Below are 13084 nucleotides of genomic sequence, written 5' to 3'. Positions count from 1 at the left end.
TGAAGATTCCTGTGGATGCATAGACGTCGCCGTCTGCGCTCGAGCCAGCCTAGCCGAGGTTGCCGTGGGCAGCCCGGGCCTTTACGGGGCCTTTACTTTCACATCCCTCACGGTCGTTCGTCCGGATGGTGTGGTGAGGTGGATGTCATGGAGTTCTCCGGCGCCCAGCCCGATGTCGACCTGACGTATTCGGACGTGTTCCTCGTCCCCCGTCATTCCGAGGTGCGCAGCCGCCTCGATGTGGATCTCGCCCCCGCCGACGGGAGCGGGGCGACCCTGCCGCTGGTCTCGTCCAACATGAACTCGGTGACCGGGACGCGGCTCGCCGCGGCCCTCGCCCGTCGGGGCGGGCTCGGCGTCCTCCCGCAGGATCTCGCCCTGCCCGACCTGCTCGACGCGGTCGAGTGGGTCAAGTCGCGGCCGGTCGCCTGGGACGCGCCCCTCGTGCTGCCTCCCGGTGCGACGGTGGCCGAGGCGCGCCTGCTCTTGCCGCCGGTGGCCGGTCACGGCATCGTCGTCGCCGAGACCCGTGAGGACGGCGTCGTCGACCTCGCGGACTTCCGCGGCATCGTGCCCGCCCCTCGCCTGGCGACGGCGCTTCTGGATGCCACTCTCGGCGATATCACGCGCGGCGAGACGCCGGTGATCGAGGCGCACCGCGTGGGCGACCCGCGGACGGTGTTCGCGCTCATCGAGCAGTCCGGCACCGACGTCGTCGCGGTCGTCGACGGGGATCGGGTGGTGGGGACCATCTCGCAGCGCACTGCCTTGCGCGACTCGGTCTACCGCCCGGGAGTCGACGCGGACGGACGGCTCATCGTCGCCGCGGCCGTCGGCATCAACGGCGACGTCGCCGGCAAGGCGCGAGCGCTCGCGGATGCCGGCGTCGACGTCCTCGTCGTCGACACCGCCCACGGGCACCAGGCGCAGATGCTGAGTGCGCTCGGCGAGGTGGCGGCTCTCGACCTCGGCATCCCGATCGCCGCCGGCAACGTGGTGACCGCCGAAGGGGTGCGGGATCTGACCGACGCGGGCGCGACCATCCTCAAGGTCGGGGTGGGACCGGGCGCCATGTGCACGACGCGCATGATGACCGCGGTGGGGCGCCCGCAGTTCTCCGCGGTGCTGGAGACGGCGGAGGCTGCGCGCAGGGCGGGCGCGCACGTGTGGGCCGACGGCGGCGTGCGCTACCCCCGGGACGTCGCTCTGGCGCTGGCCGCGGGTGCCGCATCCGTCATGATCGGGTCGTGGTTCGCCGGCACGATCGAGTCTCCCGGCCGGCTCCGGACCGACGACGCGGGCCTGCTCTACAAGGAGTCGTGGGGCATGGCATCCACCAAGGCGGTGCAGGGCCGATTCGGGCGCCTCGATCCGTTCGAGCGCGCGCGCAAGGAACTGTTCGCCGAGGGGATCTCCTCGTCGCGCATCTACCTCGACCCGCAGCGACCGGGCCTCGAAGACCTCCTCGACATGATCACCTCGGGGGTTCGCTCCTCGTTCACCTACGCGGGAGCGTCCACCGTCGCCCAGTTCCACGAGCGCGCCCGGGTGGGACTGCAGTCCGCGGCCGGGTACGAAGAGGGGAAGGCGCTCCCCGTCAGCTGGTGACCAGTCCCGCCGTGGCGACGTCGGCCTCGAGGGTGATACACGCGCCCAGTTGCACCGAGAGGTCGAGGTCTTCCCCTGCCGCGCGAGCTGCGCGTCGGGGGTCCGCGGGGAACAGTCCCGCACGTCGTCCGTCCCACAGGGCTTCGGCGTTGCGGTGCACGAGATCGCGCGCGGTGCGGGACACGGCGCGGTGCTCGTCGTCGGCCCCGTCGTCGGCGAACCACACCGCGGCCTCCGCGAGATAGCGCGCCAGAATGCCGGCGAACAGCCCCCCGTCACCGCCGCCCGCCGACGGGAAGAGTCCTCCATCGGCCGCGCACCAGCGCGCGACGGCGTGGACCAGCGATGCCGCTCGCGCCTCGTGCGCCTCCCGGGCGTCGGCATCGGGGGCGCCCTCGGCCAGCGCGAGAGCGGAACCGATCGCCACACCCTGGTTGTAGGTCCACAGTTCGGGGCGCACCGCGCCCCGCTCGACGCCGTCGCGCACCAACCCCGTGGTCGGGTCGTCGAGGGTGGCTGCGACCCACGCGTCGAGGTCGACCGCTGATCCCCGGCGCGCGGACCACGCCAGCGCGATCGCCGCGGGCCCATTGGCGGGGGCGTTGTAGAGCGCACTGCCGACCGCCCAGGGCAGCGCCCCGACCACGGGGTCGACGGCCTCGTCGAGCCGCCGGACGAGACGGTCGATGCGTCGGTCGTGGAGGTCGTACCTCTGCAACGCGAGGGTCATCCAGGCGACGTCGTCGTAGAACGGGGTGGTCCAGCGGCCGAGCGTGCGCAGAGCGATGCCGCGATGGAGAGCGCGCAGGAGCCGCCTGCGGCGGGGATCGGGCCGGTGCTCGTCCGCGTCGCGCAGAACGTGGAGCAGGTGCGCGTGCCACCAGTAGTGCCATGTGCGCGAGCCCGCGACCTCCGACGTCGCGGCGTGCGCCCACGCGACCGGCCCGTAGCGGTGGACGAAGCGACGGACCACGGTCGATTCGGCCGCCATGGCCCGCGCCTGCGCCGCAGATATCGCATCCATCCCCCCATCCTCCACAGGTCGTCCCGCGCCGGGGATACGGGTGCCGCTCCCTCCTGCCTGCCATAGAATCATCGGCACGATGGACGACCCTCCCAGTTGTAGACCCGAGCCCCGAGACCCTGCTTCCGCCGAGCGATCGAGCGGAGGTGACGACTGATGGAATTCGTCATGCTGGGCGTGGGGCTTCTGCTCACGGTGGGCACCGGACTCTTCGTCGCGAGCGAGTTCGCCCTCGTCAACCTCGACCGTGCCGACCTCGAGGCGCGCCGCGACGCGGGCGAGTCGCGGCTCTCCCTCACCATCGACGCGTTGCGCATCACTTCGACCCACTTGTCGAGCGCACAGCTGGGCATCACGCTGACCACGCTCCTGACCGGGTACACCATGGAACCGGCGATCTCGAGCCTGCTGCGTCCCGTCTTCCAGGCGTGGGGACTGCCCGAGGCGCTGATCGTCTCGCTCGCCGCGGTCATCGGCGTCGCCGTCGCCACGGTGCTCTCGATGATCCTGGGCGAGCTGGTCCCGAAGAATTTCGCGCTCGCCATCCCGCGGCAGACCGCGAAGCTCGTCATCCCGTTCCAGGTGGCCTTCACCGCGGTGTTCAAGCCCGCGATCGTCGTGCTCAACGGCAGCGCGAACGGTGTGCTGCGCGCCATGGGCGTCGAACCCAAGGAAGAGCTGTCGGGTGCACGATCGGCCGAGGAGCTGTCGAGCCTCGTCCGTCGCTCCGCGAACGCCGGGATGCTCGAGAAGGACACCGCGTCGCTCCTGGATCGCAGCCTGACCTTCTCGCGCCTCAGCGCGGCCGACGTCATGACCCCCCGCCCGAGCGTGCACGCGCTCGCCGCGGGCGATCCCGCCGACGATGTCGTGCAGCTCGCGCGACGCACCGGCCACAGCCGCTTCCCCGTCTACGACGAGTCGATGGACGACATCGTCGGCGTGGTCCACCTCAAGGCGGCCATCGGCGTACCCCGCGAGAAGCGCGGTGAGGTGCCGGTGGCGGCGCTGTCGACCGAGCCCCTGCGCGTGCCCGAAACCGTCCACCTCGACACCCTCGTCTCGGAACTGCGCTCGCGGGGCTACCAGATGGCGATCGTCGTCGACGAATACGGCGGTACCGCCGGTGTCGTCACCCTCGAAGACCTCGTCGAGGAGATCGTCGGCGAGGTGCTCGACGAACACGACCGCTCGCGCGCCGGCGTGGTGCGCTCGGCGGCATCCCTCACCTTCCCCGGCGACCTGCGACCCGACGAGGTGCTCGACCGCGCCGGAGTCCGGGTGCCCGAGGGCGAGGTCTATGACACCGTCGGCGGATTCATCATGGCCGCACTCGAGCGCATCCCCGTCGTCGGCGACACCGTCGAGCTCGACGACGGCATCCTCGCCGTCCAGCGCATGGACGGCCGCCGGGTCGATCGGGTGCAGTACACCCCCACCCCGCAGGAGCAGAACGTCGACGACCTCGTCCGCGCGGCGAAGGGCGGTGATCAGTGATGAGCGACTGGGCCGGAATCGCCTGGCTGGTGGTGCTCCTCATCGCCAACGCCTTCTTCGTCGGAGCGGAGTTCGCCGTCATCTCGGCGCGCCGCTCGCAGATCGAGCCGCACGCCGACCGCGGGTCGCGCGCGGCCAAGACCGCGCTGTACGCCATGGAACACGCCACGCTCATGCTGGCGACGTGTCAGCTCGGCATCACGATCTGCTCGTTGCTGATCCTGAACGTGTCGGAGCCGGCGATCCACCACCTGCTGGCCGGTCCCCTCGGGCTCACCGGGCTCCCCGAGGCGGCGGTCGACATCGCATCCTTCATCGTCGCGCTGCTGATCGTGTCGTACCTGCACGTCGTGTTCGGCGAGATGGTGCCCAAGAACCTCGCGTTCTCGCTGCCCGACCGTGCGGTGCTCATGCTGGCCCCGCCCCTGGTGGCGGTGTCGAAGGCGTTCTACCCGATCATCGTCGCTCTGAACTGGACGGCGAACCATGTGCTGCGCCTGTTCCGGGTCGAGCCGAAAGACGAGGCCGCCTCGACCTACACGCTCGACGAGGTCGCCACGATCGTGACGCAGTCGCGTCGCGAGGGCGTGCTCGACGATTCCGCCGGCACGGTCCGCGCGGTGGTCGAGTTCACCGAGAAGAAGGCCGCCGACATCGCGGTGCCGATGGGCGCGCTGGTCACGCTGCCCGAGACGACGACGCCGGCCGAGATCGAGCGCGCCGTCGCGCAGCACGGGTATTCGCGCTATGTCATCGTCGATGAGACGGGCAACCCGACGGGCTACGTGCACCTGAAAGACGTGTTGCGTGCGGCGGAGGGGTCGGATGCCGACATGCTCCGCCCCATTCCGGGAAAGCGCATCCACCACATGGTGTCGGTGCTGGAGACCACGGATCTCGAAGACGCGCTCGCCCTCATGCGCCGTTCCGGCCGCCACCTCGCGCAGGTGCGCGACGAGCGCGGAGACGTCAAGGCGGTGCTGTTCCTCGAGGACGTCATCGAAGAACTCGTCGGCGAAGTGCAGGACGCCACCGAGCGTCGCCGTTTCGTGTGACACGCACGAACCGGATGCCACGCGGTCCCGGCCTCGTGGCATCCGGTGTCCTGCGTCTCGGGGTGCCGGAGGAACCTCAACCGCGCCGCCCGCGCGGCGGGAGGAGACCTCAGTACGCCCGCAGGTACTGCGCCGGGGCGGGCGAGTCCGCACCCAGGACGGCCGCCGCGCGGAGGGCGTAGTGAGGGTCGCGCAGCCATTCGCGCGCCGACATGACGGCGTCGGCGCGGCCGTCGGCGACGATCTGCTCTCCGAACGTCGGGTCGTCGATCATGCCCACGGCGCTCACGAGCAGTCCGGTCTCGCGGCGGACCGTCTCGGCGTAGTCGACCTGGTAGCCGGGCCCCGGGACGATCTTCTGATGGGGCACGAGCCCGCCGCTGGAGACATCGATGAGGTCGGCGCCCGCGGCGGCCACGAGCCGGGCCGCGGCGACGGTGTCGGCGACGTCCCATCCGCCCTCCGCGGCGTCGGTCGCGGAGAAGCGTACGAACAGGGCGGCGTCGGGAGCGGCTGAGCGAACGGCCTCGGTCACCCGCACGAGCAGACGGACCCGGTTCTCGAACGATCCCCCGTACGCGTCGGTGCGGTGGTTCGTCAGCGGAGAGAGGAACTGGTGCAGCAGGTAGCCGTGGGCGGCGTGCACCTCGACCACCTCGAACCCGGCGCGGACGGCGCGGCGCGCGGCATGCGCGAAGTCGTCCACCACGTCGTCGATCGCGGCCTCGTCCAGGGCCACCGGCTCGGCGTACGAGCCGTAGGCGATCGCGGACGGGCCGACGGTGGTCCATCCGCCCGCGCCCCGGGCGACGGATCCGCGCTCCCCGGAGAGCGGCGAGGTCGTCGAGGCCTTCCGGCCGGCATGACTCAGCTGCACGCCCGCGACGGCGCCGCGGGAGCGCACCGCCGCCACGATCGGCGCCCACGCCTCGGCTTGGGCGTCGTTCCACATGCCCGCGTCGTCGGGCGAGATGCGCCCTTCGGGTGAGATCGCGCTCGCCTCGGCGATCACCAGTCCGGCGCCGCCCGCGGCGAACTGCGCGAGGTGCACGTGATGCCAGTCGTTCGGGACGCCGTCGACCGCGCTGTACTGACACATCGGCGACACCCACAGTCGATTGCGCAACTCGATACCGCGGATGGACAGGGGTGTGAAGAGGGCGCTCACGGGGGCCTTTCGCGTTCTAGGGTGACGCCATGACGGCGAAGGAATGGAGCGGGCCGGATGCCGCCCGCGCACTGCGGAGGCCAACCGCGGACGACGACAAGTATTCCCGCGGCGTCGTGGGGATGCGAACGGGGTCCACCCGGTATCCGGGCGCCGCGGTGCTCGGTGTCGAAGCGGCGTGGCGGACCGGCACGGGGATGGTCCGCTACCTCGGTCCTGCGCGCGCGCAGGACCTCGTGCTGCAGCGTCGCCCCGAGACGGTCACCGCCGACGGTCGTGTGCAGGCGTGGGTGATCGGATCGGGAACGGATGCCACCGAGCGCGCTGCCACCGAGACGGCGGCGCTTCGCGGCATCCTGGGTGGCGACGTGCCGGTCGTCGTCGACGCCGGGGCGCTGGACCTCGTGCCGGGGGCCACGGCGTCGGTCATCGTCACTCCGCACGCGCGTGAACTGACGCGCCTGCGGCGCGCTCTCGGTTTGAGCGACCTTTCGACGACGGACGACGACGCACGCGAGCGGGCGGCGCTTGAGACAGCGGACGCGTTCGGCGGTGTCGTGCTCCTGAAAGGGGCGGCGACCATCGTGGCTGCGGCGGGGGGATGGAGTCGTCGGGTGTCGACGGGGACGCCGTGGCTCGCCACCGCGGGCACCGGCGACGTGCTGGGCGGAGTCCTCGGGGCGGTCACGGCCGGGTCCGTCGCCGACGGACGCACCGACGTGGAGCAGCTCGCGGCGTGCGCGGCGACGGCGGCGTGGCTGCACGGTCGCGCCGGTATGGTGGCGTCCCTGGCCCACGGGGACGGGGGCGGTCCGATCGCCGCACTCGACGTCGCCGATGCGCTGCCCGGCGTCGTCGCCGCCCTGCTCGGGGACTCGATCGCATAACGTTCGCGCGCTCCTCGCCCGTCGTGACGCGCGAACGCCCGGCCGTCGGCGGGGGCACTCAGACGGCCCCGTTTAGGATTACCCGGTGCTGAGGCGTGTCGTTCCCCTGTTGATCGCGTTCGTCGCCGTGCACGTCGTGGTGGCGGTGCTGGGCTATCAACAGCCCAACGAGCCCATGGGCGACGTGTACCTGGTGTACGAGCCGTGGTCGCGGTGCGCCCTTTTCGGTGGGGTCGACGTGGCGTCCTGCACGCGCAGCGACACCTGGCAGTGGCCCGGAATCACCGAGAAGTGGATCTACCCGCAGCTCGCCTTCCTGCCGATGACGTTCGCGTGGGTGTTCGCGTGGGCGATCAGCTACACCCCGGCGTGGGCGCTGACGGTGTCGTTGTTCAACCTCGTCGCCTTCCTGGTGCTCCTGGGCGACGCGCGTTCGCGCGGACGCGTGATCGCGGCGTGGTTCTGGCTCGCGGCGATCCTGCTGATCGGGCCGGTCGGCCTCTACCGCATCGACGGCATCACCGTGCCCCTGGCCCTCCTCGGCGGTATCTGGATGCTGCGTCGACCGTTCCTGGCATCCGTGCTGCTGTCGATCGCCGTGTGGATGAAGGTGTGGCCGGCGGCGATCCTCGCGGCGGGTCTCGTCGCCATCCGTCGCCGCCTCGCACTCGTCTGGGGGGCGGTGGCCGTGTCGCTCGCGACGATCATCCCCGTCGTGGCCCTGGGCGGTGCCCCCTTCGTCTTCGGATTCGTGGGCGATCAGACCTCGCGCGGCATTCAGATGGAGGCGCCTGTGGGCGGCCTCTACATGTTCCTCGCCGCCTTCTACGTTCCCGGCAGCGAGGTGTACTACGACGGCGACGTGCTCACCTTCCAGGTGACCGGTCCGGGCGCCGAGCCCCTCATCGCGGCGATGACGCCCATCATGCTGCTCGTGATGGCGGGCGTAGCGGCGGTCGGGGTGTGGAAACTGCGCCACGGCGCGACCTTCCTGAGTCTCTTCCCACCCCTGTCGCTCGCGCTGGTCACCGCCTTCATCGCCCTGAACAAGGTGGGATCCCCCCAGTACTACGTGTGGCTGTTCGCGCCCGTCGCGCTCGGTCTGATGCTCGACCGACGCCGGTGGTACGCCTTCGCCGGGATGACGCTGGTGATCGCCGGTCTGACGCAGTGGATGTACCCGCTGCTGTACGACGGCCTGATGGCGACGCACCCCAACCCGTTCCCGGTGGTCGTGCTCGAGGTGCGCAACCTCCTCGCGCTGGTGCTGCTGGTATGGGCCGTGGTGCGTGTCGTGAAGGCGCCCGTCGGACGCGTGCGCCCGCCCGCGGGCCTGCGGGAGATCGTCACCGGTCGCAAGCCCGTGCCGCCGCGGGTGCCCGCGGGACGGTGACCGCCGCGGTCGGTCGGTGTTCTCCGCCCGGCCTCGGTCTCGCTGGGCTCCCGCGGGCACCGTAGCCTGGGGGCATGCTCATCGCTTTCTCGGTCGCTCCCTCCGGCAACGGTTCCGCCTCGGCGGAGAACCCCGATGGGTCGGTGCACGACGCCGTCGCCGCGGCGGTCGCGGTCGTGCGCGCGTCGGGTCTGCCGCACCGCACCAGCTCGATGTTCACCGAGATCGAGGGGGAGTGGGACGAGGTGTTCGCCGTCGTGAAAGCCGCGACGGATGCCGTGCTGCCCTACGGATCGCGCGTGTCGCTGGTGCTGAAGGCCGATATCCGACCGGGTCGTACGGGCGAGATCGACGGCAAGGTCGAGCGCCTCGAGGAGGCGTTGGAGCGCCGGGCCGACTGAGGCTTTCTCCTGCATCGGCCGAGCGCTGGACGGCGTCGTCCGGCGGGATGTCGTGCGTCGGCGATCGCTCGGCGAGGTGAGATCCGGCGTGTCCGCGCGGTGGGGGAGAGCCCGCCCTTCGGGCGTCCTATGCGGGAGGGGCCGGCGATGCCGCAGTACGCGAAGAACACTCTCGAAACGATTCGACCAGACCGCCGCGCGCCCCCTACACTCGACGGGTGACCTCTTCGACGACCTCGAGAGGTGCGGCGATGCGGGCGCTCCTTTCTCTCGCCATCGGCAGTTTCGGCATCGGCATGACCGAGTTCGTGGTGATGGGCCTGCTGCCCAACATCGCTCGCGAACTCGTCCCCGGCACGTGGGCGGCCTCGCCCGACGACGCCATCGCCCAGGCGGGCTGGCTGATCTCGCTCTATGCCCTCGGCGTCGTCGTCGGCGCCCCCACGATCGCCGGATCCGTCGCGCGCTTCCCGCGACACCGCGTGATGATCGTGCTGGCCGCCGCGCTGGCCTTCTTCACCCTGCTGACGGTCATCGCCCCCACGTTCGAGCTCGTCGCGGCATCCCGCTTCCTCGCCGGACTCCCGCACGGCGCCTATTTCGGCATCGGCGCCCTCGTGGCCGCGGACGCCCTCGGTCCCGGAAACCGCGCCAAGGGCGTCGCCTTCGTGCTCACCGGTCTCACGATCGCCAACGTCGTCGGCGTGCCGCTGGGCACCCTGCTCGGCCAGCAGGTCGGCTGGCGCGCGGCGTTCGCGGTCGTCACCGCTATCTTCCTGCTGGCGACCGTCTGCATCGCTCTGTTCGTGCCGACGCACCCCGGCTCGCCGGGTCGTCGCCTGCGCGATGAGCTGAGGGTGTTCCGCATCGGGCAGGTGTGGTTCGCGTTGGGGATCGGCGCGGTGGGTTTCGGCGGGTTCTTCGCGATGTACAGCTACATCGCGCCCATGATCACCGACGTCGCCGGGCAGCCGGAGTGGAGTGTCTCCCTCGTCCTCGTGCTGGTGGGGATCGGCATGACCATCGGCAACGTCGTGGGGGGCACGTTGGCCGACAAGGACCTGCGCTTCTGGCTCCGGGTCGGGCTCGTCGCCCTGGCCGCGGCATCCGTCGGCCTCGCCCTGACCGCCGGGTGGATCGTCAGCCTCGTCCTGTTCGCGTTCCTCGTCGCGTTCTGCGGCGCGGCGTTGAGCCCGGCGATCCAGACCCGCCTGATGGACGTCGCCGAAGACAACCAGTCCATCGCCGCCGCCCTGAATCACTCGGCGCTGAACATCGGCAACAGTCTCGGGGCGTTCCTGGGCGGCCTCGCGATCGCCGCGGGACTCGGTCTCGTCGCCCCCGCCTGGGTGGGCGCCGTGCTCGCCCTGGGCGGGCTCGTCGTCGCCGTCGTGTCGTATCGCATCGAGGACCGCAGCGGCCGTCACCCCGAACACCGGATGCCGGCCGTCGAGGCGGCGCAGACGGCGATCACCGGTTCGATTCCGACGCAGCGCTGAGCGGCGCGCCGCATCCCGCGGGCTCTGGATGCCGAGGCCCGGCGTCCGGGATCGTCAGGTGGCGAGGAGGCGACGCAGGTGCGTGGCGACGGCCGCGGTCTCGATGAGGAAGCCGTCGTGTCCGAAATCGCTGGAGAGCACGACGGCGTCGTTCCCGTCGAGGGTTCGCGGGATGCCGCGCGCGATCCGATGCTGGCCGTCGATGGGGAAGAGACGGTCGCTGTCGATCCCGAGCACGAGGGTCGTGGCGGTGACGCGCGCCAGCGCGTCTTCGACGCCCTCGCGGTCGCGCCCGACGTCGTGCGAATTCATGGCCTCGACCAGGGTGAGGTAGCTGTTGGCGTCGAAGCGACGGGTGAACTTGTTGCCGTGGAAGTCGAGGTACGATTCCACGGCGAAGCGTCCGCCTCGGCCCAAGGGGCTCACCCCCGACTGCCACGAGCGCTGGAAACGCTGGTTCAGTTCGGTCGGGCTGCGGTAGTTCAGCAGCGCCATGCGGCGGGCGAGAGCCAACCCGCGGTGCGGTCCGTCGCCGTCGCCGGCGTCGTAGTACTCGCCGCCCGCGAAGCGCGGGTCCACCCGGATGGTGTCGAGTTGCACCGAGTTGAGGGCGATCTGGTCGGCCGTGGTGACCGGCGGGGCCGACAGGATGGCCGCGCGCGCGACCCGGTCGGGGTGACCGACCGCCCATTCGAGCGCGTGCATCCCGCCCATCGACCCGCCGACGACCGCGAACCACCGCTCGACGCCGAGCTCGTCGGCGAGCGACGCCTGCGCGCTCACCTGGTCGCGGATGGTCAGGTAGGGGAATCGCGACGCCCACTCGTATCCGTCGGGCGCGATGCTGGCCGGGCCCGTCGACCCCTGGCATCCGCCCAGCATGTTGGGGGCGACGACGAAGAAACGATCGGTGTCGATCGCGGCGCCGGGGCCGACGAGGTCGCTCCACCACCCGGCGGTGGGATGCCCGGGGCCGGCGGCGCCGCGCACGTGGCTGTCACCGGTCAGGGCGTGGAGGATGAGCACCGCGTTATCGCGTGCGGGGGAGAGCTCTCCCCAGGTCTCGTAGGCGAGGCGCACGTGCGGCAGGGACTCGCCGTTCTCCGTGCGGAACGAACCGAACGACGCGAAGCGACGGTCACCCGCGGGGTCGCCGTCGCGCCACGCGCCGGTGGCCGGGGGACGGCCGAGCAGTGAACGGGCGTCGGCCTCCGTCACCGGGGCCGAGGGCACCGTGTCTTCGGAGATCTGCCAGTCCATGGCATCCATTCTCTCCGGGCGGGGCGGGGAGGTTCGTTCTGTTACGGCGATGTCGGAGGCCCGCCGTACCATTTCGCGCATGGGTGCATGGAGTGCAGAACCGTTCGGGAACGACACCGCCGCAGACTGGGCGTACGAGCTCGAGGACCACGTCGATTGGAGCGTCGTCAGCGCGGCGCTGCGCGTCGCCGCCGATTCGGAGCCGGCGAGTCTCGACGCCGACGACGCCACCGTGGCCGTCGCCGCCGCGGAAGTGGTGGCTCGCGGGCTCGGGCGCATCGACACCCCGGCGTTCTCGGAGCACGTCGAGGCCTACGTCGCCCGGGTGCCCGCGCCGACGGCAGAGGTCGTCGCCCTTGCGCGCGAAGCGCTGGCGATCGCGGCATCGGATGCCGGAGAGCTGGCCGAACTGTGGGAAGAAGACGTCGACTGGCGGAGCGAGAACGAACGCCTCCGCGCCGCGCTGACCATAGGGTGAGCGCTTGTCCAGCCCCCGATCGCGGTCATCGGGTGTGGCCAGACTCGCGGCATGGCGAACTTCCTTCTCATCGCGGCCTCGAGCGACATCGGCGGGGCGACGGCGACACGACTGCGCGACGCGGGCCACCGCGTCCTCACGACCGCTCGAGACTCATCGGTCATCGAGCCGGACTACACCCTGGATGCCACCGACTTCGACGCCGTCGATCGGGTTGTCGGTGAGGCGGGTGATCTCGATGGCATCGCGGTGTTCGCGGGCTCGATGCTGCTCAAACCCGCCCACCTCACGTCGCGCGAGCAGTACGACGGCTTGATCGCCGCGTCGTTGACGACCTCGTTCGCCGCCGTGCGCGCGGCGGGGGCGCACATGCGCGACGGCGGATCCGTGGTGCTGGTCTCGTCGGCCGCGGCCCTGGCGGGCCTGCCCAACCACGACGGCATCGCCGCGGCCAAGGCCGGGGTGATCGGCCTGACGCTGTCCGCGGCCGCGAGCTATGCCGCCCACGGGCTCCGGGTGAATGCGGTGGCCCCGGGCCTGGTGCAGACGCGTCTGACGCAGAAGCTCACCTCGACCGACATGTCGCGGAAGGTCTCGGAGGCGATGCATCCGCTCGGCAGGCTCGGCGAACCCGACGACGTCGCGCGGGCCGTGGAGTTCCTGCTGTCGCCGGAGAACGCGTGGATGACCGGCCAGATCATCGGCGTCGACGGGGGTCTGGGAAGCGTGCGGCCGCGGCAGAAGATCTGACGCGGGGCGCCGCGTTCGGCGCGGCGGAGGGGATGCGGCGCGCGGAGGGTCTTTCTCGCGCGGC

12 protein-coding genes are annotated in these 13084 nt (G+C 71.2%); 9 read left to right on the top strand and 3 right to left on the bottom strand.

Annotated elements, in window-relative coordinates:
- The first annotated feature begins 147 nt into the window (after positions 1-147).
- Positions 148-1608 (top strand): GuaB1 family IMP dehydrogenase-related protein, encoded by a 1461-nt coding sequence (locus ACTJJP_RS04620; protein WP_440773851.1) that lies wholly within the window; start codon positions 148-150, stop codon positions 1606-1608.
- Here the strand turns inward: ACTJJP_RS04620 and ACTJJP_RS04615 are convergent.
- Positions 1598-2632: a glycoside hydrolase family 76 protein gene (locus tag ACTJJP_RS04615; protein WP_440773850.1), complete on the bottom strand. Its 1035-nt coding sequence runs from the start codon at positions 2630-2632 to the stop codon at positions 1598-1600. The genes ACTJJP_RS04620 and ACTJJP_RS04615 overlap by 11 nt on opposite strands.
- Before the next feature lie 156 nt (positions 2633-2788).
- On the opposite strand from ACTJJP_RS04615, the gene ACTJJP_RS04610 reads away from it, so the two are divergent.
- Together ACTJJP_RS04610 and ACTJJP_RS04605 are read left to right on the top strand one after the other, a co-directional pair.
- A complete protein-coding gene (locus ACTJJP_RS04610) occupies positions 2789-4129 on the top strand; it encodes a hemolysin family protein (RefSeq protein WP_440773849.1) in 1341 nt (446 codons plus the stop codon).
- Positions 4129-5184: a hemolysin family protein gene (locus tag ACTJJP_RS04605; RefSeq protein WP_440773848.1), complete on the top strand. Its 1056-nt coding sequence runs from the start codon at positions 4129-4131 to the stop codon at positions 5182-5184. The genes ACTJJP_RS04610 and ACTJJP_RS04605 overlap by 1 nt, the downstream gene beginning before the upstream one ends.
- 109 nt (positions 5185-5293) lie before the next feature.
- Here ACTJJP_RS04605 and ACTJJP_RS04600 read toward each other — a convergent pair whose 3' ends face one another.
- Entirely contained in the window at positions 5294-6352 is a 1059-nt protein-coding gene (locus tag ACTJJP_RS04600; RefSeq protein WP_440773847.1) for an NADH:flavin oxidoreductase/NADH oxidase, read from the bottom strand.
- Positions 6353-6381: 29 nt separating this feature from the next.
- Here ACTJJP_RS04600 and ACTJJP_RS04595 point away from each other — a divergent pair, with 29 nt between their 5' ends.
- From ACTJJP_RS04595 to ACTJJP_RS04580, 4 genes are all read left to right on the top strand, one after another.
- Complete coding sequence (locus tag ACTJJP_RS04595; RefSeq protein WP_440773846.1) at positions 6382-7239, top strand: ADP-dependent NAD(P)H-hydrate dehydratase; 858 nt, start codon at positions 6382-6384, stop codon at positions 7237-7239.
- Between the two features lie 85 nt (positions 7240-7324).
- Positions 7325-8632, top strand: a complete 1308-nt coding sequence (locus tag ACTJJP_RS04590) for a hypothetical protein (RefSeq protein ID WP_440773845.1) — start codon at positions 7325-7327, stop codon at positions 8630-8632.
- A 74-nt stretch (positions 8633-8706) separates the two neighbouring features.
- The gene (locus ACTJJP_RS04585) at positions 8707-9033 is read left to right on the top strand and encodes a thiamine-binding protein (RefSeq protein ID WP_440773844.1); all 327 of its coding nucleotides are present in this window, start codon (positions 8707-8709) and stop codon (positions 9031-9033) included.
- 251 nt (positions 9034-9284) lie between these two features.
- A complete protein-coding gene (locus ACTJJP_RS04580) occupies positions 9285-10532 on the top strand; it encodes an MFS transporter (RefSeq protein WP_440774155.1) in 1248 nt (415 codons plus the stop codon).
- Between the two features lie 54 nt (positions 10533-10586).
- On the opposite strand, the gene metX is transcribed toward ACTJJP_RS04580, so the two are convergent.
- Complete coding sequence (gene metX / locus ACTJJP_RS04575) at positions 10587-11792, bottom strand: homoserine O-acetyltransferase MetX (protein WP_440773843.1); 1206 nt, start codon at positions 11790-11792, stop codon at positions 10587-10589.
- 79 nt (positions 11793-11871) lie between these two features.
- Here metX and ACTJJP_RS04570 point away from each other — a divergent pair, with 79 nt between their 5' ends.
- Together ACTJJP_RS04570 and ACTJJP_RS04565 are read left to right on the top strand one after the other, a co-directional pair.
- Positions 11872-12270 (top strand): DUF4259 domain-containing protein, encoded by a 399-nt coding sequence (locus tag ACTJJP_RS04570; protein ID WP_440773842.1) that lies wholly within the window; start codon positions 11872-11874, stop codon positions 12268-12270.
- A gap of 51 nt (positions 12271-12321) precedes the next feature.
- Positions 12322-13020, top strand: a complete 699-nt coding sequence (locus tag ACTJJP_RS04565) for an SDR family NAD(P)-dependent oxidoreductase (RefSeq protein WP_440773841.1) — start codon at positions 12322-12324, stop codon at positions 13018-13020.
- Positions 13021-13084 lie beyond the last annotated feature (64 nt).

The sequence above is a fragment of the Microbacterium sp. 22296 genome, from assembly GCF_052045385.1.
Taxonomy (GTDB): Bacteria; Actinomycetota; Actinomycetes; order Actinomycetales; family Microbacteriaceae; genus Microbacterium.
This window is presented reverse-complemented; position numbering and strand designations above follow the sequence as displayed.